Raw genomic sequence first — 19,366 nt, 5'->3', positions numbered from 1 at the left:
GGTTGCGGCGCGCTCGCCGAAAATCTCGAGGATGAGGCCAGTGCGGTCGATGACCTTGGCGCCGCTCTCCTGCTCGAGATTTTTCTGCTGGACCGGAGTCAGGGCTGCATCGACGATCAGCAGGCGCGCATCAGCGGACCGGGCCGCCTCGGCGACTTCCTCGACCTGCCCCTTGCCCAGCAAGGTCGCCGCGCGGACCGTGCGGACGCGATAGGCGCGCGCTTCGGCAACCACCACGCCGATCGCTTCGGCGAGGCCTCGCGCCTCCTCAATCCGCGCGTCGGCCGAGCGCCGGGCCGCCTGCCGCGGCAATTCCGGAACGATGACGAGCGCCCGCTCGCCGCGCGCCACATCGAGTGCGCCATTGCCGTCGAACCCGCTCATTCCACCGCCTCTGCCATGCTCCGCGGAGATGCCGCCGCGGCCGGCTCGTCGGGCTGAATGGTGGAGATGGCGTGTTTGTAGACCAGCTGGGACTGGCCGTCGCGACGGAGCAGCACACAGAAGTTGTCGAACCAGGTGACGATGCCCTGCAGCTTGACGCCGTTGACGAGGAAGATGGTCAGCGGGGTCTTGGTCTTGCGGACGGAGTTGAGGAAGGTGTCCTGAAGGTTCTGACGCTTGTCTTGCGACATGGCAGGTTAATCCTGTTCTTTCTTGGTTTTCACCGCGTCGGGGAGATCACGGCTCCGGATCGAACGCCCGGCCTGACCACCTTAGCGCCCTGCGCTCGCGCGTCGCAACAGTCGCGGTAACCGATTTCAGCGCGCAATGGATTTCTGGTCGGCGACACCCTCAAGGCGGTGTCCGGCAGCGGTCAGACCGAGTCCCGCTTCGCCTCTTCGAGATAGCGGGCGCGGAGACGGGTGGCGATCGGGCCGGGCTTGCCGTCGCCGATCTTCACGCCGTCGATCGAGACGGCGGGCATGACGAAGGCGCCGGCGGCGGTGAAGAAGGCCTCCTTCGCCTCCTTGGCCTCGTCGACGCTGAAGGGGCGTTCGTCGAGTTCGATCCCCTCCTCCTCGATCATCGCCATGATGGCGGTGCGGGTGACGCCTTTCAGGATATTGGCCTGGGTGTCGCGGGTGCGCAGCTTTCCGGCCTTGTCGACGATCCAGGCGTTGGTCGAGGAGCCCTCGGTGACCAGACCCATCTCGTCGACCATCCAGGCCTCATAGGCGCCCTTGTCGCGGGCGGCCTGTTTGGCGAGGACGTTGGGCAGAAGACCCACCGTCTTGATGTCGCAGCGGCCCCAGCGGATGTCCGGATGGGTCACGACGGCGACGCCCTTGGCGGCCTGGGCGTCGGACTTGCGCGAGCTCAGCGATTTGGACGTGACCACGACGCTGGGCGGGGTGCCGGGCGCGGGGAACGGGTGGTCGCGGCGCGCCGTGCCGCGGGTGACCTGCAGATAGACGATGCCGTTGCGGACGCGGTTGCGGCGGATGGTTTCCTTGAGCACCCGGGTCAGGGATTCGACCGACATGGGAATGTCGATGCGCAGCTCGTTCAGGCTGCGGTGCAGCCGGGTCATGTGGCCGTCGAAATCGGCCATCCGGCCGTCGAACACCGACCAGACCTCATAGACGCCGTCGGCGAACTGGAAGCCGCGATCCTCGACATGGATCGTCGCCTCCGAGTGGCGCTGATAGACCCCGTTCACATAGGCGACCCGCGACATCAGTCGATGCTTCCTTCGTCTTCTTCCCCGCCGCGCGAGGGCGACACGCCCAGCGACTTCAGCTTCCTGTGCAGGGCCGATCTCTCCATGCCGATGAAGGCGGCCGTGCGCGAGATATTTCCGCCGAAACGCATGATCTGGGCCGCCAGATACTCGCGCTCGAACACCTCGCGGGCCTCGCGCAGAGGCAGGGCGATGGTGCGTTCGGCGCCCATGCCGCTGCTGTTCGAGGAGGCGACCTCCTGAGGCAGCATGTCGGCCGAGATGGGGTCGTTGAGGTCGCCGGTCGCCAGGATCAGCAGACGTTCGACGTTGTTGCGCAGCTGACGGACGTTGCCTGGCCAGGGGTGGACCTGGAGCACGGCGATGGCGTCGTCGCCCAGTCGGCGGCGCGGCAGGCCCTGGGACACGCTGAGCGTCTCGATGAAATATTCGACCAGTTCGCCGATGTCCTCGCGGCGCTCCGACAGGGGCGGGACGCGGATGGGGACGACGTTCAGGCGGTGGAACAGGTCCTCGCGGAAGCGGCCCTCGGCGATCTCGACCTTGAGGTCGCGCGAGGTCGAGGTGACGACGCGGACGTCGACCTGGACGTCCTGTTCGCCGCCGACCCGGCGGAAGCGCTGTTCGACAAGGACGCGCAGGATGCGGCTCTGGCTCTCGCGCGGCATGTCGCCGACGTCGTCGAGATAGAGGGTGCCGTTGTGGGCCCTTTCGAACACGCCGATCTTGCGTGGACGGCCGTCGTGGCCCTCCTCGCCGAACAGTTCGAGGTCGAGGCGTTCCGGCGTCATGCCGGCGGCGGAGATGGCGACGAACTCGCCGCGCGCCCGGGGGCTGGCCTCGTGGATCTGGCGCGCGACCAGTTCCTTGCCGGAGCCCGGCGGGCCCGAGATCAGGACGCGGCTGTTGGCCGGGGCGACCTTGACGATGGTGGTGCGCAGGACCTGGGCGGCGGCCGAGCGACCGATCAGGCCGGTCGGGGTCATGGCCACGGTGCGCAGGCGGCGGTTCTCGCGCTTCAACTGGGCGGATTCCAGCGCGCGCTCGATGACCACGACGAGGCGGTCGGACTTGAACGGCTTTTCGATGAAGTCATAGGCGCCGCGCTTCAGGGCGCTGACGGCCGTTTCGATATTGCCGTGGCCCGAGATCATGACGACGGGCAGGTCGGCGTCGAGCGTCTTGACCAGGTCGAGCAGTTCCAGCCCGTCCATGCCGCCGCCCTGCATCCAGATGTCGAGGACGATCAGGCTGGGCTTGCGCGCGCGGATGCCGGCCAGGGCCTCCTCGGAGCTCGAGGCGACCCGGACCGAATGGCCCTCGTCCTCGAGCAGGCCCGAGACCAGGTCGCGGATGTCGGCCTCGTCGTCGACGACCAGGATGTCGGCTCCGGTGGAACGCATGACGCCTCGCTACTATTCGGCCGCCGGGGCGCCGGCGCCGCGAGGCTCCGTTTCACGCCCGGCCTTGCCGGTGGGGTTGAGGGGAAAGATCAGGCAAATCCTGGCGCCGTGCAGGCTGTCGGCATCTGACAGCTTCAGCTCGCCGCCGTGGTCTTCACAGATGCGCTTGACGATGGCCAGGCCGAGGCCGGTGCCCTTCTCGCGCGTGGTGACATAGGGCTCGGTCAGACGGTCGCGGTCGCGGACCGGCAGGCCCTTGCCGTCGTCCTCGATGATGAAGGTCGCGATGTCGTTCTCGATTTCCAGCCGGGCGATAATGGCGACCTGATCCTCGTCGGCGGGCGTGGCGAGGCGACGGGCGGCGACGGCCTCGCCTGCGTTCTTGAGGATGTTGGCCAAGGCCTGACCGACCATGCGGCCGTCCGCCTTCATCTTCGCCTTGGGCAGGGGTTCGACCAATTCGACCAGCAGGTCGGGGGCCGCGACACGCTGGGCGAAAACCGCTTCGCGCAGCAGTTCGGCAGGGTTTTCGTTGGTGAAGCGCGGCGCGGGCATGCGGGCGAAGGAAGAGAACTCGTCCACCATCCTGCCGATGTCGCCGACCTGGCGGATGATGGTGTCGGTGCAGCGATCGAAGATTTCGAGATCCTCGGTGATGCCGGGGCGGAATTTCCGCTTCAGCCGTTCGGCCGATAGCTGGATCGGGGTCAGGGGGTTCTTGATCTCGTGAGCGATGCGGCGGGCGACGTCGCGCCAGGCGGCGTTGCGCTGGGCCGTGACGAGGCGGGTGATGTCGTCGAAGGTCAGCACCATCTCGCCGCCGACGCCGCCCTCGATGCGGACGCGCAGACGCCGGGTCTCGCCTTCCCGCGCCACGTCGAGGTCCTCCTCGATATGGGCCTCGACGCGTTTCACCAGTTCAGCCAGCTCGGGCGCGATGACGCCCAAGGCCTTGCCTCGGACCTCAACCTCCGAGATCGAAAGCAGCTGCAAGGCGCTGTCATTAATGGCGGAAACTCTCCCGCGCTTGTCCAGACCAATGACGCCGGCGCTGACTCCCGACAAGACCGTTTCGATGAAACGGCTGCGGTCCTGCGCGTCTTCGCTGGCCGTCTTCAGCGCGGCCTGCTGGGCCTGCAAGTCGCCGGTCATGCGGTTGAAGGCGTGGGACAGGGTGGCGATCTCGCCGGGGGCGCCGTCGGGCTCGACACGCGCGCTGAGATCGCCGGCCGCGACCTGATCCGCCGCCATCACCAGACGGCCGATGGGCGCCGAGATGGCGCTGGCCGCCGACATCCCGAGCCAGACCGCGCCGACGAGAACCAGCAGAGCCGTCTCCAGATAGCTGAGGGCGAAGGCGGCCTGGATGCGGGCGCGACTTTCCTCGGCGACACGATAGGCTTGGATCGATTCCTCGCCGTTGCGCATCCGCGCGATGAGACCGGGAGCCAGCGGGCGCACGACATACAGGTAAGCCTCGCCGTAGTCCGGCAGCGGATAGAGGGCGCGGATCGTGTCCGGATGCTCGGTGACCGCGAGGGGAACATTCTCGCCCTCGGCCGCGGTCTCGAACGCCTCGCGCGGCGGGGCGACATAGGCCGGGGCGTCCGGCAGGTCGCTTTGGGCCAGAACCTGCCCCTCGCTATTCAGGATATAGACGGCAGGGTAACCGAAGAAGTCTGCGATCTGGGTCAGGGCGCTGGAGAACTGGATGCGATTGTCGAAGGCGTCACGCACGCCGCCGAGTTCGTTCGCCATGGTGCCAAGGTCGCGCTGGAGCCCCACATTCACGTCGGCGACGTAGGCCTTGCCGATGGAGGCGCCGTTGTCGACGGCGGAGCTGACGTTCTGGCTGAACCACTGGTCCACGCCACGATTGACGAGAAGGCCGAAGACCAGGGCGATCAGGACGGCGGGGACGACGGCGACCAGCGAGAACAGGGCGACGAAGCGCAGGTGAAGGCGAGCGCCGGGGTCCTCTTTCCTGCGCTGCGACAGGCGCATGACCCGGCCGCCGATGATGGTCGCCAGTCCGACGATCAGCACCAGATTGGCCAGGAGGATGAAAAGGATGGCGCGGCTGGCGGTCGCGCGAGCGTCGTCGCCTGCCCCGGCGCCCGGGGCCACGGCGACCAACCAGATGGCGGCGGCGGTGATCAGGAAGGCGATGACATAGGCGGCGCCGAAAGCGGCCCGCGCGCGACCTGCCGCGAGACGTCCCCAGAAGGAGGGGTCGCCTTCTGTCGCCGGGGTCGTCGCGGGCGTGTCCGTCATGCCACCGAAGCTTCGACCACCTGTGGCGAAATTTCAACAGCAGAGTTGCTGAAATACAGCGAGGGTGGAGGCAAATCCCACACCTCGGCCAGGGCCTCGGCTACCAGAGCGGGCTCATCCATTCGGCAGAGACGGCCCTTGGCCGCGCGACGCGCGACGGGATCGGCGGGCCATGGCGCCTGTTCGACGTACCAGCCGAGGTGTTTGCGGAACATCCGAAGCCCCAGGTGCGCGCCGTAGAAGTCGCAGGAGGCCCGCATGTGTTCGACGACGATGTCGAACCGCTCCTGACGATCAGGCTCAACCAGAACCGTTCCGTCGCGCAGGGCCTGGTCGAGGTGGGCCGCCAGCCACGGGCGGCCGTAGACGCCGCGTCCCAGCATAAGGGCGTCTGCGCCGGACTGATCCAGCGCCTTTCTCGCCTGTTCGGCAGTGATGATGTCGCCGTTGACGATGACGGGGATGGAGACCGCCGCCTTGGCCGCACCGACCGCATCCCAGTCGGCGGCGCCAGTGTAGAACTGCTGGCGGGTGCGGCCGTGGACGGTGACGGCCTTGATGCCGAGGTCCTCGGCGCGCTTGGCCAGTTCCGGCGCATTCTTGGTGTCGTCGTCCCAGCCGAGGCGCATCTTGACCGTGACGGGGCGGGAGGTCGCCGCGACCGTGGCCGCCATGATCCGACCGGCGAGATCGGGCGTGCGCATCAGCGCAGACCCGGAAGCAGATCCGGTGACCTCCTTGGCCGGGCAGCCGAAATTCAGGTCAATGATGTCGGCGCCGGCAGCCTCGGCCATTCGCGCGCCCTGGGCCATGGCGGCCGGATCGCGGCCGACCAGCTGGATCACGGTCAGGGGCAGGCCCTCGCCGACGGCGGCGCGGCGGACGACATCAGGCCGGGCTCGGGCCAGTTCCGCGGCGGCCACCATCTCGGTCGCGACATAGGCCGCGCCCAGACGGCTGGCGAGCAGCCGGAACGGCAGGTCCGTGATGCCCGTCATGGGCGCCATCAGAACCCGTCCGGGGATCGTCACATCGCCGATCTGCAGCGTCCGTTTCATCGCTCAGGCGAATAGGCCGTCTCGACACCCGGGTCCATCGGCGCCGGGCGAGGCGCCTGGCCCGGACGGGTCGTCAGAACACCGCCATCGCCGCACGAACGGCCAGGGCCATCAGGCACAGGCTGCTGACGACGAACAGGAAGAACCGGACGGCGATGATGTTGATCAGGGCCTGTACCCCGCTGTGCGCGATCCGCAGCCCGACATAGGCCCAGGCGATCCAGGCGCCGAGCGCGTCCTCCGTCCCGGCCACAGCGAGGGTGAGCGCCAGGGCGTAGAAGATCGTCGGCTGCTCCATCAGATGGTTGTAGTTGTCGGCCTTCCAGCGCACCCGGGGCGGCAGGGTCGACGTCAGGACGGCGGGCGGGACCGTGGGGTCCAGCTTGATCCGCGCCTTGAGCATGGCCGGCAGACGCGTGGCGTACATCCACACCCACATCACCAGGGACCAGCCGGCCAGCGCCACCACGGGCGCCAGAATGTTTTGGTCCATCATCATTTCCTCCCGCTCAGCCGCAAGCTTGAGCGTTGCGCGTCTGGCCGTCAAACCCGGCGGCGGCCCCTCGTCATCCGACGGTGCGCCGACTAGAAGCGGCGGATGAGCTTTTCCGCCGTCATCGTCGCCGCCGGGTCCGGGACCCGGGCCGGCGGCTCAAAACAGTGGCGCCTGCTGGGCGGCAAACCCGTGGCCCGATGGTCGCTGGAGGCTCTGCTGGCCGCCGGCGCGCAGGAGGTCGTCGTCGTCATCGCCGAGGGCCAGGCCGCCGCTGCCGCCGCCGCCTTCTCCGGCCTGAGCGGCTGGCGGACGGTCCAGGGCGGCGCCGATCGGGCCGCTTCGAGCCAGGCGGGCCTGGCGGCTCTGTCCGGCGATGACTTCCTCCCCGTCCTGGTCCACGACGCGGCGCGCCCCTTGCTCGCCCCCGACCACGTCCGGCGACTGCTGGAGGCGCTGGACGGCGCGGACGGCGCCATCCTCGCGCTGCCCGTGGCCGACAGTCTGCGACGCGGCGTTGGCGGGCGGATCTCGGGCGCCGTGGATCGCGACGGCCTGTGGCGCGCGCAGACGCCCCAGGCCTTCCGGCTAGGACGTCTGCGCGCGGCCTTCGCGGCGCAGGCGCAGGATCAAGGCGCCACAGACGAGGCGGAGGTCGTCACGCGCGACGGCGGCGTGGTGCGGCTGGTCGAAGGCGACCCGCGCCTGATGAAACTGACCTATCCCGAGGATTTCGCCATGGCCGAAGCGTTGATCGCCGGACAGACCCGACCCCTTCAAACCCGGGTTGGCCAGGGCTTCGACGCCCACCGCTGGGGGCCGGGCGGCAGCGTATGGCTTTGCGGGGTCGAGATCGCGCACGACCAGACCCTTATCGGCCATTCGGACGCCGACGCCGGCCTGCACGCCCTGACCGATGCCGTGCTGGGCGCCATGGGCGACGGCGACATTGGCGATCACTTCCCGCCGACCGATCCGAAGTGGAAAGGCGCGGCCTCGGACCAGTTCCTTGTCCACGCGGTCGAGCGGCTGGCGGCGCGCGGCGGTCGGCTGGTGAATGTGGACGTCACCCTGATCTGCGAGCGCCCCAAGGTGAAGCCGCACCGTCAGGCGATGCGCGAACGGCTCGCCGAGATCCTGCACCTGCCGCTCGACGCCGTCAGCGTGAAGGCGACGACGATGGAGAAGATGGGCTTCACGGGGCGCGAGGAAGGGCTGGCCGCCTCCGCCATCGCGACGATCGAATTGCCTGCCTGATCAAATATCTGACGTCACCGCCTGAAGTGACGCCACAGGGAGCCGAAGAGGTTCACATAGTCGTCGGTCCAGGGCCGGACCTCTGTGTCCGCCAGGGTGCGCCACTGCTGCTGTTCGCGGAACTCGGCCAGACCTTCTTCAGTGGGCGACAGGATCAGGGCCTCGGTCGAGGCCTCGGCCATGTCGGGCGCCTGGGGCGATTCCTGATAAAGCTGGTGCAGGCTGGCCGCGCCCAGAGCTTGCGCCGCCGCTGCCGCCGGCATGGTGATGTCGAGGTTGCGGTTCGAAAGGTGCAGGATCACAACGCCGTCGGGCTTCAGCAGCTTCAGATAGCCCTCGATAGCCTCGACCGTCAGCAGATGGGTCGGCACCGAGTCCGACGAGAAGGCGTCTATGAGGAGGAGATCGTAGGTCCCGGCCGTCTCCCGCGCCATCGTCAGGCGGGCGTCGCCCAGCACCGTCTCGATCGGCCCGTCGGCGCAGTCGGAGATGAAGGTGAACCACTGGGGATCGCGCGACAGCCGGTCGACCATCGGATCGATCTCGAAGAACTTCATTTCGTCGGCGGCGCGCTTGTAGCCCGCCATGGCGCCGGACCCCTGCCCCACCACGCCGATCTTCATGGCAGAACGGCCAAGCTGCAGCATCTGGGTCGCCTGTCCGATGGGGCTGGCCGGGGCGTAGTAGAGGGTCGGCATGCAGGCGAAGGCGGGGTTGCGCGGCTGGGCGCCGTGCAGGGTCGTGCCGTGCATCAGGATGTTGACCTGACCGCCCAGCCGCGGGTCCTGGGTCACGCCGATCTTCATCACGCCGAAGAAGCTGCGGTCGGTGAAGGCTGCCTCATAGCCGCGCGCGATATAGGCGGTCGAAAGCGCGATCAGGCCGGCGATGACGACGAAGGCCGGGGTCCGGTCTCTGAGCAGGAATCCGGCGAGGATCGGGCCCAGCATGATGAACTGGGTCAGGCCCGGCATGTTGTCCGAGACATTGTTGTTGAACCACCAGGCGAAGCCCCAGTCGGCCTGGAACACCGCCGACAGCAGCGGCGGAATACCCGTCGCCAGCACCGCGCCGACGAACAGATAGACTTCCCAATTTCTGATCGGCGCCTTGTTCAGGGGGCGGGCCAGACCGGCGAGAACAAGAACCAGCGGATACTCCCAGACGCCGTTGAAAAGCACCGGAGCCAGCAGGGCCGTGAAGGCGCCGCCGACGACCCCGCCCAGCGACATCAGGAGGTAGAACTCCGTCAGTCGGTCAGGCGGCGGACGCCGGGCGGCCAGCCTCTGGTGGCACATCAAAGCCAGCAGGAAGAAGGCCCCCAGATGCAGGCCGAACATCAGGATCCAGTCGCCGGTGCGGAAGGCCGTGAAGCTGATGCAGGCGAGGCTGACCGCCGCCGCGATCACAAGCGTGATCGGCAGCGGTATCCAGGGCCTGTCCTGGAAGGCGATGACGAAGGTCAGCAGATACAGCGCCAGCGGTATGACCCACAGGAAGGGCGCGGAGGCCACATCCGTCGCCAGGTGGGCGGTGACGCCCAGCATCAGGCTGGACGGGGCGGCGGCCAGAAGGACGAGGATGATCTTCTCACGCCAGGGAATCGGCGGACTGGTCTCGAGGCTGGCGACGGGCGCATCGCCGATCTGGCCGCGCCGCCAGGCGACGAAGGCGAGCGCCACGACCATCAGCATGAAGGCGGCGTAGCCCCCGCTCCAGGTCCCGCGCTGACCCGACAGGGTCATCAGCGGCTCGATCAGCAGCGGATAGGCGAGAAGGGCCAGGAAGCTGCCGAGATTTGAGGCGGCATAAAGGACATAGGGGTTCTGGCCGTCGGCATGGCCGGCCCGGACCCGGGCGTACCAGGCCTGAAGCAAGGGCGCGGTCGCCGACAGGACGGCGAAGGGCGCTCCGACCGACACGGCCAGGGTGGCGAGCAGCCAGCCGATGGGCGCGTTGGGATCGGGATCGCCGAGCAGGCCGCTGATCTTCAGCGGCAGGAACAGGGCCGCCAGCAGAAGGAGGACCAGATGGACGGTCATCTGGGTCCGCATCGAACCGATGCGCTGCAGGCCGTGGGCATAGGCGTAACCGGCGAGCAGCGCGGTCTGGAAGAAGACCATGGCCGTATTCCAGACCGACGGCGATCCGCCCAGCATCGGCAGGACCAGCTTGGTCACCATGGGCTGGACGATGAAGACCAGGGCCGCCGAGGTGAAGATGGCCACGGCGAACAGGATCGGCGTCACGCGATCGCCGCCCTCTTTCGAGGGGGCGGCGCCTTCCGGCAGGGCTGCGTCGGTCATCGGATCCCCGGGTTGAGGCGCGTGCAATCGGCAGGCGGGCGCGCTAGGGCGAGCCTAGACTGACTCGCGCACGGATCGGAAAGACCCATGTTCCCGGACGATATCCAGCGACTGGCGGCCGCCGTGATCGCCGCTGCGACGGCACGAGGCTGGACCATTGCGACCGCAGAGAGCTGCACCGGCGGGCTGGTCGCGGGGGCTCTGACAGCCGTTCCGGGGTCTTCGGCCGTCGTCGACCGGGGCGTCGTGACCTACAGCAACGGCGCCAAGTCGGAGATGCTGGGCGTGCCGGCCGAGACCATCGAGGCGAACGGCGCGGTCTCCGAGCCGGTGGCGCGCGCAATGGCGGCCGGCGCTCGCGTGACGGCCGGAGTGGACCTGGCCGTGTCGATCACGGGCATCGCGGGCCCGGGCGGCGGATCGGCGGAGAAGCCGGTCGGGCTGGTCCATTTCGGCTGCGCCGGTCCTGATGGCATCGTGCACGAGGTTCGGCGGTTCGGCGAGATCGGCCGCGAAGAGGTGCGGCTGGAGAGCGTGCGGGCCGCCCTGGGTCTGTTGCTCGCGGCCTGCGAGGCGACGTGAGCGAGGCGCCCGTCGTCGTCGACGCGCGGGGACACCGCTGTCCTGTCCCGAGCCTGAAGCTTCGCAAGGCGGCCGAGGGTCTGGACGGCCGCCGTCTGGTGCTGCTGGCCACAGATCCGATGGCGCGGATCGACGTGCCATTTCTGATGACGGAGCTGGGCGGACGCGTCGTGTCGGTCGAAGAGGCGGACGGGGTCCTGACGATTACCGTCGAGACGCGCGACGCTCCGACAGATTGACGACCGAGGGGCTGTCCTCCGGCGCGATGTCAGGGGCGCCCCGGGAGCGCGAGGCGATCTCCATCTCGGTGGCGAAGGCGCCGCCATAGAAGATGGCGTTGACGTTCCAGGACAGCCAGATCAGCAGCACCACGACGGCGCCGACCGAGCCGTAGGTCGCGCCGAGCTCGGCGATTTGCTCGACATAGATGGCGCAGAGCCAGGACGAGATCATCGACAGGATGGTCGCCACCGCCCCGCCGGCGATCGACGGGACCCAGGCCACCGGATCGCGGTGCGACATGGCGTAGCGGTAGAGCAGCGTCAGCCCCAGGCCGAGGCCCGCCGCCGGCAGGAAGCCGTTGAACGGCAGCCCGCCCTGCCCCGTGACCGGCCCGGCGTGCTCCAGCAGTCGCGCGGTGACCACGGCGCCCGAGACGATGGTGAAAAGCCCGAACGCAACCACGGCGACGATGAAGGCCAGGAAGTTGAACTTGAAGAAGCCGTGCGGCTCCGTCTCGTCATGAATCAGGTTCAGTCCGGCCAGCAAAGCCTTGAATCCACGATGCGCAGCATAGGCGCCGACGATCAGGGCGAAGGCGCTCTGGGCCGAGACGGCGCGCGCCGAGGCGTTGGACAGCCGCTCGATCTCGGCGCGGAAGATAGCGCGCGCGGCGTGCGGCATGACATCGGCCAGGGCCGCCGCCTGCTCGCTGACCTGAGCGATCGACAGCACGGCCTTGTAGAAGCCGATCAGGATGGCGATCGCGGGGAATACCGCCAGCAGGGCGAAGAACGACACCCCGCCTGTATAGAGCATGACGTCCCGGCCCCAGCTGCGCGCAAACGCCCGCCCCGAGAGCCGCACCCAGAAGCCGGGTGACGCCATTTCCTTAGTCTGTCCGCTCAAGCCGGTTCCCGCCGTAGCCCAACGGAGGACTCTAGCGGAAAACGCACGATAGGGAAGCGGCCGACCGTCGTCGATTTCCCCTGTCGCGGGCATCTGGCCCGTTGCGCCGCACCGGGGCGCGTCGGTATGGTCCGCCCGCTCCGGACAGGAGCCGCGGTCGCCAGGTCGCGCAGGGGGAGTCATCGATTTTGGGTTTGGAACCACGCGTTCTGGTCGTCGCGGAGACAGATGAGCGGATCGGCGACCTGTGCCGCGGGCTGGACTCGCTGGGCTGGCGCACGATGACGGCGCGGTCCGGCGCGGGCGCGGTGGCCGCCCTGACAGACTTCAACCTGGAAGCCGCCATCCTGGACGCCGACCATCCCGAGATTTCGGCCCTGCCCGAGGCGCTGCGGCTCGCGGCCGGCGCGCGGCGGCTTCCGGTCGTCGCCCTCGGCGCCAAGGCGGCGAAACTGCCGGCCGGGACCTTCGACCTGACGATGGTCGAGCCGCCGCATCCGGCCCAGGCCGCCCTGCGAATCGAACAGCTGGTTCGCGCGGCCATCGCCGAGGAGGAGTTCCGCCTGCGTCAGGCGACTTTCGCCCTGCACGGCGCGACGCTGGATCCCGGCCTGCCGGACGCCAGCCCCGTCCGCATCCTGATCGCCGGGGCCCCCGATCACCGGTTCATCGCCCTGTCGAACATCCTGACGGCCGGCGGCGCCGAGGTTGTGGCCGCGCCGACGCCCTACACCGCCTTCGACTATCTGCACGAAAGCGCCTTTGATGCGGCGGTCCTGTGGGGCGCGCCGGACCACGCGCCGGCCCTGTCCATCGCCTCGGGCATGAAGCGGAACACCCGCCTCTATCATATCCCGCTGGCCCTCTATCTGCGGTCCGAGGGCGAGATCAATCTGAGTGAACTGTTCAACCGGGGCTTCTCGGAAGTAGCGGCCGCCGACACGCCGGAGCCTGACGCCGCGGCGCGCGTGCTGGACCTGGCCCACACCCATCGCCGCCACCTGGCCATCCGCAAGGCGCTGGAAGGCGCGCGGGGCGCCGGAATCATGGATCCGTCGACCGGCCTGTTCACCCGGCATCTGTTCGCCAGCCACCTGGGTCGCGTGGCCGAGGCGGCCTCGGCCCGACGGCGCCCCCTCTCGGTTTGCATGCTGCGGGTATTGGACAGCGACAGCCTGACACGCGCTCGGCAGGGCGGCTGGCTGGATCGCGCCATGCCGCAGATCGGCGCCATGGTGTCGCGTCTGGTCCGGGTGGAGGACACCGCCGCGCGACTGGCGCCCGAAGTCTTCGCCCTCGCCCTGCCCGCCACGCCGGGTCCGCAGGCGCGATTGGCGGTCGAGCGGATCGCCGCCGTTATCGGCTGCACCGCTTTCGATGCCGGTCCCGACCGGACGCCCTTCGTTGTCGAGTTCAGCGTCGGGGTCGCCGAGCTGATGCCGGGCGAGGGCGCCGCCGCCGTTCTCGAACGCGCCTCGGCTGACATGCAGGGCCGACGCGCATGACTCTCTCCATTTGACAAAATAAGTTGTCCAATTGTAGCGTCCGGGCATGGACCAGCCTGCGCGAGCCTTTCTGGACGACGACCGACGGCTTCGCGCCGCGCTGACGCCCTTGCGGCGTCAGTTGCTGGAGGCGCTGCGCACCCCCGCCTCGGCCGCGCAGTTGGCGGAACAACTTGGCATTCCACGACAGAAGCTCGGCTATCATCTGAGAGCGCTCGAAGAGGCCGGGCTGTTGCGGCTCGCCGAAGAACGGCGGCGGCGGGGATTCACCGAACGGCTTCTCGTTTCGGCCGATTACGTCGTCGATCCCGATCTGCTTGGCCATGCACCCGCCGACCCGGACGCCGTAGAGGCCCAGGATCGGCATGCCGCCGATCACCTGATCCGCACAGCTTCGGCCGTCGTTCGCGACGTCGCCCGGATGCGGCAGGACGCCGAGGCCGAAGGCGCCCGTCTGCTGACCCTCACCGTTGAGGCTGACCTGACCTTTGGCCGCCCGGCCGATTTCGACGCCTTCACCGAGGAACTGGCCGAGGCCGTGGCCGCCCTCGCCCGTCGCTACGCCTCTGCCGAGGGGCGTCGATACCGCCTCGTCGCCGGGGCCCACCCCGCCCTTCCCGCCAAATCGATTTCGAAGAACTGAGGAGACGACCATGTCCGAAGGACCGCCCGCCGCCGCATCCGGCCCGACCATCGACCGCGTCCTGGTCGAGGTCACCGTGCCTGCTCCCGCCGACGCCGTCTGGGCCGCATTGCGCGATCCCGAGCGGATCAAGACCTGGTTCGGTTGGGACGCACCGGGGCTGAAGGACGAGATCGATTTCATCTTCGTCAAACACGCCGTCGCCGACGAGGCCGCGCGGACCATCGTCTTCGAGGGCACCCGGGACCGCTACGAGGTCGAGGCGAAGGGCGGCGAGAGCCTCGTGCGGGTCGTCCGCGCCGCGCCGGCCGACGAGACCTGGTCCGATACGTTCGATCCGATGACCGAGGGCTGGATCGCCTTCACCGAACAGCTGCGGTTCGCCTTCGCGCGCCATCCCGGCGAACAGCGCCGCACCCTGTTCCTGGCGGGCGTTCCCAGGTCCGACGACCTGCTGATGCTGGCGCTGAGACTGACCGACACGCCGGCGCCGGGCGAGCCCTGGGCCGGACCGCTCGGACCCGAGGCCTCGGCCCGCGGCGAAGTCTGGCACCTGGGCCGGTATCAGACCGGGGTCACGGTGGCCGGGTTCGGCGACGGCCTGCTGCTCGCCGGCGAGCGATCGCGCGACGAGAAACATCCGAAAGGCGAGGCCAGCCTGACTCTTACGACCTACGGTCTGTCGGACACCGACTTCGGGGCGCTGGAGGGGCGCTGGAAGGCATGGTGGGACGAACGGTTCACCAGCGCGGCCATGCCGTCCTGCGATTAAGAGGCCATCGCCAGGCCTGCCTATCGTCCGTGTCGAAACGCGATAGTATCGCGCATCCAGACAGGGGTCGGAACGACGCGGCGCTATCTCAACGCCGGCGTCATCGATGATTTGCATCTGCAGATGGCACCGATCGTCCTCGGTGCGGGCGAGCGGCTGTGGGACGGGCTGACGGCGGAACTGGAACCCCTCTCCGCGCGTGCGACCCGGTTTGCCACCCACCTGCATTTCCGCGTGAAGCGCTAGAGGATGATCGTTTCTGGTGGACCCGCTTCGCCGGTCCGACACGAAGCGTGAATCATGCTCTCGCCTGGATCTGGAGCCTGATGCACGGCATCAGCGGAATCGCGAAGCGATTCCACCTCAGCCGATCAGGCTCTAGGCTCCCGCCACCCGCGCCAGATCGGTGGTGATCCGCTCGGCGACCTTCAGACGATCCTCGGGGGTCGGCCAGTCTCCCTTGACGACGATCTTCTGATCCGGACGCAGCTTCCAGGTGGCGTGGTTCTTCTGGATCAACCCGACCAGACCCATCGGGTTGGGGAAGGTGTTGTCGCGCAAGGTCAGGACGCAGCCCTTGGGCCCGATGTCGATGCGTTCGATTGAGGCCGTCTTGCAGTTGGCCTTGATGCCGACGATGCGCAGCAGCTGTTTCGCCTCGTCCGGCAGCGGCCCGAACCGGTCGATCAGTTCGGCGGCCAGGGCCTCGCGCGTCTCGGTGTTCTCGGCGTCCGACAGTCGGCGATAGAGGCTGAGACGGACGTTCAGGTCCGAGACATAATCCTCTGGAATCAATACGGCCGCGCCGACATTAATGGCGGGGGACCAGCCGCGATCGACAACCCCGCCCTCGCCGTTCTGGCGCAGTTCGGCCACCGCGTCCTCCAGCATCTGCTGATACAGTTCGACGCCGACCTCGCGGATATGGCCCGACTGTTCGTCGCCCAGCAGGTTGCCGCCGCCGCGCTGATCGAGGTCGTGCGAGGCCAGTTGGAAGCCTGCGCCGAGATTGTCGAGCGACTGCAGCACTTGCAGCCGGCGCTCGGCCGACAGGGTCATCGGTCGCTTCGGATCGACTGTCAGATAGGCGAAGGCGCGAGCCTTGGACCGGCCGATGCGCCCGCGGATCTGGTGCAACTGGGCCAGGCCGAACATGTCGGCGCGGTGCACGATCAGTGTGTTGGCGGTCGGAATGTCGATGCCGCTTTCGACGATCGTGGTCGAGACCAGGACGTCGTAGCTGCCGTCGTAGAAGGCGCTCATCACGTCTTCCAGCTGGGTCGGGCTCATCTGGCCGTGGCCGACGACGAACTTGATCTCCGGGACCTGTATGCGGAGGAACTCCTCGATGTCCGGCAGGTCCGACAGGCGCGGGCAGACGTAGAAGGCCTGACCGCCGCGATATTTCTCGCGCAGCAAAGCCTCGCGGACCATGACCGGGTCCCAGGGCGCGACATAGGTCCGCACGGCCAGGCGATCGACCGGCGGTGTGGCGATGATCGACATCTCGCGGATGCCGGACAGGGCCATCTGCAGGGTGCGGGGGATCGGCGTGGCCGTCAGGGTCAGCAGGTGGACGTCGGCGCGCAGGCTCTTGAGCTTCTCCTTGTGCTTGACGCCGAAATGCTGCTCCTCGTCGACGATGACGAGGCCGAGGTCCTTGAAGCCGACCTGTTCGGCAAGGACGGCGTGGGTGCCGACGACGATTTCGAACGAGCCATCTCTAAGGCCCCCGCGCGTCTCGGCCGCGTCCTTGGCGGTGACCATCCGCGACAGGTGGCGGACCTTGATCGGCCAGCCGGCGAACCGCTCCGAGAAGGTCTTGAAATGCTGTCGGGCCAGCAGCGTCGTCGGGCAGACGATGGCGACCTGTTGCCCGCTCATGGCCACGACGAAGGCGGCGCGGATGGCGACCTCGGTCTTGCCGAAACCGACGTCGCCGCAGATCAGGCGGTCCATCGGCACGCCCTTGCCGAGATCCTCCAGCACGTCGCCGATGGCGTTGAGCTGGTCGTCCGTCTCCTCATAGGGGAAGCGGGCGCAGAATTCGTCGAACAGGCCGGCCGGCGGGGTGATCGCCTCCCCGACCCGCAGCGCACGTTTGGCGGCCAGGGCGATCAGCCCCTCGGCCATGTCGCGCAGGCGGGCCTTGGCCTTGGCCTTGCGGCCCTGCCAGGCCGCGCCGCCGAGGCGGTCGAGCTGGACACCGTCGGACTCGGAGCCATACCGGGTCAGGAGATCAATATTTTCAACCGGCAGGTAGAGCTTGCTGTCACCGGCGTAGAGCAGCTCGAGGCAGTCGTGCGGCGCTTCCTGGATCTCGAGCGTCTTGAGGCCTTCGTAGCGGCCGATGCCGTGGTCGAGGTGGACGACGAGGTCGCCGGTCGTCAGGGCCGAGGCCTCGGCGAGGAAGTTCGATGCCCGGCGCTTGCGCTTGGGTCGCGCCAGCCGGTCGCCGAGAATGTCGGTTTCGGAGATGACCGCGAGGTCGCCGGTCGTGAAACCGTGTTCCACCGGCAGGACGGCGCGCAGATAGAGGTCTTTCGACGCCGTCTGCACATCGACCCAGTCGCGCACGGCGACGACATGCTCCAGCCCGTGATCGGCCAGCATGACGCCGAGGCGATCCGACGAACCCTCGCTCCAGGAGGCGAACAGGACCCGCTTGCCGTCAGCCTTCAGCCTGGCGGCATGATTGGCGACGGCCTCGAACAGGTTGACGCTGTCCTGGGCCCGCTCGGCGCCGAAGGTCCGGCCCAGGTTGCCGCCAGCATCCTCGGCCGCCGCGTAGAACGGCGACAGGCGACGTACCGCGCGCCCGGCCAAGGCCGAGTTCCAATCGGCGTCGGGCAGGTAGAGACGCTCCGGCCGCAGGGCGCGGTTGGCGGCCCCGCCCTTGGTCTTTGAGGCTTCCTGACGGGCCTCGTAGGCGTCCCGGGTCAGGTTCCAGCGCTCGCCGCGCGCCGCCTCGGCCTGGTTGTCCAGGAAGATCGAGGCGTTGTCCGGCAGATAATCGAACAGGGTCTCCAGCCGGTCGTAGAGCAGCGGGATCCAGTGCTCCATGCCCTGACGCCGTGCGCCCTCGCTGATCGTCCCATAGAGGGGATCGTCGCCGGGCGCGCCGAACAGGTTCAGATAGCCGGTGCGGAAACGGCTGATAGTCTCCGCGTCCAGCAGGGCCTCGGACACGGGCGACAGCGACACTTCCTTGCGCTGGCCGGACGAACGTTGGGTCGCCGGGTCGAAGGTGCGGATCGATTCCAGCTCGGAGCCGAACATGTCGAGCCGCACCGGCTCCTCGAAGCCCGGCGGGAAGACGTCGATGACGCCGCCCCGGATGGCGTATTCGCCACGCTCGTTGACGGTCGAGGCGCGCATGTAGCCGTTGGTGGTGAAATAGGTTTCGAGAGCCTTCGTATCCAGATCACGGCCGACACGGGCTTCGAAGCTGGCGGCGAAGGTGGCCTCGCGCGGCGGGGTTCGCTGCATCGCCGCCGCGACGGTCGTGACGACCAACATGGGGGCCTGATCGTCGAGACCGCGTTTGGCCAGGGCCGTCAGGGCCGCCATCCGCTCGGCGGAAACGCCCGAGGTCGGGCTCAACCGGTCGTAGGGCAGGCAGTCCCAGGCCGGAAACTCTACGATCTCGATGTCTTTGGCGAAGAACCGGAAGGCCTGGGCGAATGCGCCGGAGCGCGAGAAATCGCGCGCCACGAAGACCCCGATCCCGCCCGTGGCCTTGAGTCGATCGGCGACGACGAGCGCATCCAGCCCCTCGGGCGCGCCGCCCAGTTCGTGATCGGTGCGTTGGTCCATCCGTGCGCCGTCCATCAGCCGGCTCCATCGGCCACGGCTGCGGCGACGTGGGCGCGCATGAAGAGGCGCAGCTTCGTCATCAGCGGCGTGTCGTGCTCGGGCGGCGTCGGCTTGGTCTCGATGATCCAGGCGTAGAGTTCGTGGTCGTTGTCCTCGGCCAGAAGGGCCTCCAGCGCATTGAGGTCGGCGTCGCTCAGGGTCGGGCCCTCGCGCTCCATAAAGGGGCCGAGCACCAGGTCCGCCTCGCGGAAGCCGCGCCGCCACGCCCGGAAGGTGATCCGGCCCAGCCGCTGCTGGCGCCCCAGGTCTTCAATGCCGGTTTCGGCACGCGCATCGTTATCGGCCACAAGAATCCTTGCCCGGTCCATTCGTTCAACAGTGCGATCCAGATAGCGTTCCCGACACTGTTTCGCCAGCGGCGCGGGGCCGTCTAATGTCGGCATCG

General features: G+C 68.3%; 17 protein-coding genes and 1 pseudogene. 7 read left to right on the top strand and 11 right to left on the bottom strand.

The window, feature by feature from the left end; translation table 11 throughout:
- The 7 genes and pseudogenes from RMO01_RS02050 to RMO01_RS02020 all read right to left on the bottom strand — a co-directional run.
- Positions 1 to 384 (bottom strand): annotated as a pseudogene (locus RMO01_RS02050) (hypothetical protein); the annotation flags it as partial.
- A complete protein-coding gene (hfq, locus tag RMO01_RS02045) occupies positions 381 to 635 on the bottom strand; it encodes an RNA chaperone Hfq (RefSeq protein ID WP_309627381.1) in 255 nt (84 codons plus the stop codon). The gene hfq and the pseudogene RMO01_RS02050, both read right to left, overlap by 4 nt.
- A 182-nt stretch (positions 636 to 817) precedes the next feature.
- On the bottom strand, positions 818 to 1,681 hold the full coding sequence (locus RMO01_RS02040; protein WP_309627380.1) for a D-amino-acid transaminase: 864 nt from the start codon (positions 1,679 to 1,681) through the stop codon (positions 818 to 820).
- Positions 1,681 to 3,087 carry a sigma-54 dependent transcriptional regulator gene (locus tag RMO01_RS02035; RefSeq protein ID WP_309627379.1) on the bottom strand — a complete coding sequence of 469 codons (1,407 nt, stop codon included), beginning with the start codon at positions 3,085 to 3,087 and terminating at the stop codon, positions 1,681 to 1,683. The genes RMO01_RS02040 and RMO01_RS02035 overlap by 1 nt, the downstream gene beginning before the upstream one ends.
- 12 nt (positions 3,088 to 3,099) lie before the next feature.
- Entirely contained in the window at positions 3,100 to 5,361 is a 2,262-nt protein-coding gene (locus RMO01_RS02030; protein WP_309627378.1) for a PAS domain-containing sensor histidine kinase, read from the bottom strand.
- Positions 5,358 to 6,419 carry a tRNA dihydrouridine synthase DusB gene (gene dusB / locus RMO01_RS02025; RefSeq protein ID WP_309627377.1) on the bottom strand — a complete coding sequence of 354 codons (1,062 nt, stop codon included), beginning with the start codon at positions 6,417 to 6,419 and terminating at the stop codon, positions 5,358 to 5,360. Before dusB ends, RMO01_RS02030 begins: the two co-directional genes overlap by 4 nt.
- A gap of 73 nt (positions 6,420 to 6,492) precedes the next feature.
- Positions 6,493 to 6,912: an MAPEG family protein gene (locus RMO01_RS02020; RefSeq protein ID WP_309627376.1), complete on the bottom strand. Its 420-nt coding sequence runs from the start codon at positions 6,910 to 6,912 to the stop codon at positions 6,493 to 6,495.
- Between the two features lie 105 nt (positions 6,913 to 7,017).
- Between RMO01_RS02020 and RMO01_RS02015 the strand changes: the two genes are divergently transcribed.
- The gene (locus RMO01_RS02015) at positions 7,018 to 8,169 is read left to right on the top strand and encodes a bifunctional 2-C-methyl-D-erythritol 4-phosphate cytidylyltransferase/2-C-methyl-D-erythritol 2,4-cyclodiphosphate synthase (RefSeq protein WP_309627375.1); all 1,152 of its coding nucleotides are present in this window, start codon (positions 7,018 to 7,020) and stop codon (positions 8,167 to 8,169) included.
- A 14-nt stretch (positions 8,170 to 8,183) separates the two neighbouring features.
- On the opposite strand, the gene RMO01_RS02010 is transcribed toward RMO01_RS02015, so the two are convergent.
- Complete coding sequence (locus RMO01_RS02010) at positions 8,184 to 10,475, bottom strand: fused MFS/spermidine synthase (protein ID WP_309627374.1); 2,292 nt, start codon at positions 10,473 to 10,475, stop codon at positions 8,184 to 8,186.
- A gap of 87 nt (positions 10,476 to 10,562) precedes the next feature.
- Here RMO01_RS02010 and RMO01_RS02005 point away from each other — a divergent pair, with 87 nt between their 5' ends.
- Positions 10,563 to 11,057 carry a CinA family protein gene (locus RMO01_RS02005; protein WP_309627373.1) on the top strand — a complete coding sequence of 165 codons (495 nt, stop codon included), beginning with the start codon at positions 10,563 to 10,565 and terminating at the stop codon, positions 11,055 to 11,057.
- Positions 11,054 to 11,296 carry a sulfurtransferase TusA family protein gene (locus RMO01_RS02000; RefSeq protein ID WP_309627372.1) on the top strand — a complete coding sequence of 81 codons (243 nt, stop codon included), beginning with the start codon at positions 11,054 to 11,056 and terminating at the stop codon, positions 11,294 to 11,296. Before RMO01_RS02005 ends, RMO01_RS02000 begins: the two co-directional genes overlap by 4 nt.
- Here RMO01_RS02000 and RMO01_RS01995 read toward each other — a convergent pair.
- Complete coding sequence (locus tag RMO01_RS01995) at positions 11,262 to 12,185, bottom strand: YihY/virulence factor BrkB family protein (RefSeq protein WP_309627371.1); 924 nt, start codon at positions 12,183 to 12,185, stop codon at positions 11,262 to 11,264. The genes RMO01_RS02000 and RMO01_RS01995 overlap by 35 nt on opposite strands.
- A 188-nt stretch (positions 12,186 to 12,373) precedes the next feature.
- Here RMO01_RS01995 and RMO01_RS01990 point away from each other — a divergent pair, with 188 nt between their 5' ends.
- The 4 genes from RMO01_RS01990 to RMO01_RS18050 all read left to right on the top strand — a co-directional run bounded on the left by RMO01_RS01990 (position 12,374) and on the right by RMO01_RS18050 (position 15,351).
- Positions 12,374 to 13,690 (top strand): diguanylate cyclase domain-containing protein, encoded by a 1,317-nt coding sequence (locus RMO01_RS01990; RefSeq protein WP_309627370.1) that lies wholly within the window; start codon positions 12,374 to 12,376, stop codon positions 13,688 to 13,690.
- Between the two features lie 46 nt (positions 13,691 to 13,736).
- The gene (locus tag RMO01_RS01985) at positions 13,737 to 14,333 is read left to right on the top strand and encodes a helix-turn-helix domain-containing protein (protein ID WP_309627369.1); all 597 of its coding nucleotides are present in this window, start codon (positions 13,737 to 13,739) and stop codon (positions 14,331 to 14,333) included.
- A gap of 10 nt (positions 14,334 to 14,343) precedes the next feature.
- A complete protein-coding gene (locus RMO01_RS01980; RefSeq protein ID WP_309627368.1) occupies positions 14,344 to 15,105 on the top strand; it encodes a hypothetical protein in 762 nt (253 codons plus the stop codon).
- Positions 15,106 to 15,228: 123 nt separating this feature from the next.
- The gene (locus RMO01_RS18050; RefSeq protein WP_409013027.1) at positions 15,229 to 15,351 is read left to right on the top strand and encodes a hypothetical protein; all 123 of its coding nucleotides are present in this window, start codon (positions 15,229 to 15,231) and stop codon (positions 15,349 to 15,351) included.
- Between the two features lie 132 nt (positions 15,352 to 15,483).
- Here RMO01_RS18050 and mfd read toward each other — a convergent pair whose 3' ends face one another.
- Positions 15,484 to 18,936 carry a transcription-repair coupling factor gene (gene mfd / locus RMO01_RS01970; RefSeq protein WP_309627367.1) on the bottom strand — a complete coding sequence of 1,151 codons (3,453 nt, stop codon included), beginning with the start codon at positions 18,934 to 18,936 and terminating at the stop codon, positions 15,484 to 15,486.
- Entirely contained in the window at positions 18,936 to 19,268 is a 333-nt protein-coding gene (locus RMO01_RS01965) for a succinate dehydrogenase assembly factor 2 (protein ID WP_309627366.1), read from the bottom strand. The genes mfd and RMO01_RS01965 overlap by 1 nt, the downstream gene beginning before the upstream one ends.
- Between the last annotated feature and the right edge of the window lie 98 nt (positions 19,269 to 19,366).

Source organism: Brevundimonas sp. (assembly GCF_031412435.1).
Lineage (GTDB): Bacteria > Pseudomonadota > Alphaproteobacteria > Caulobacterales > Caulobacteraceae > Brevundimonas.
This window is presented reverse-complemented; position numbering and strand designations above follow the sequence as displayed.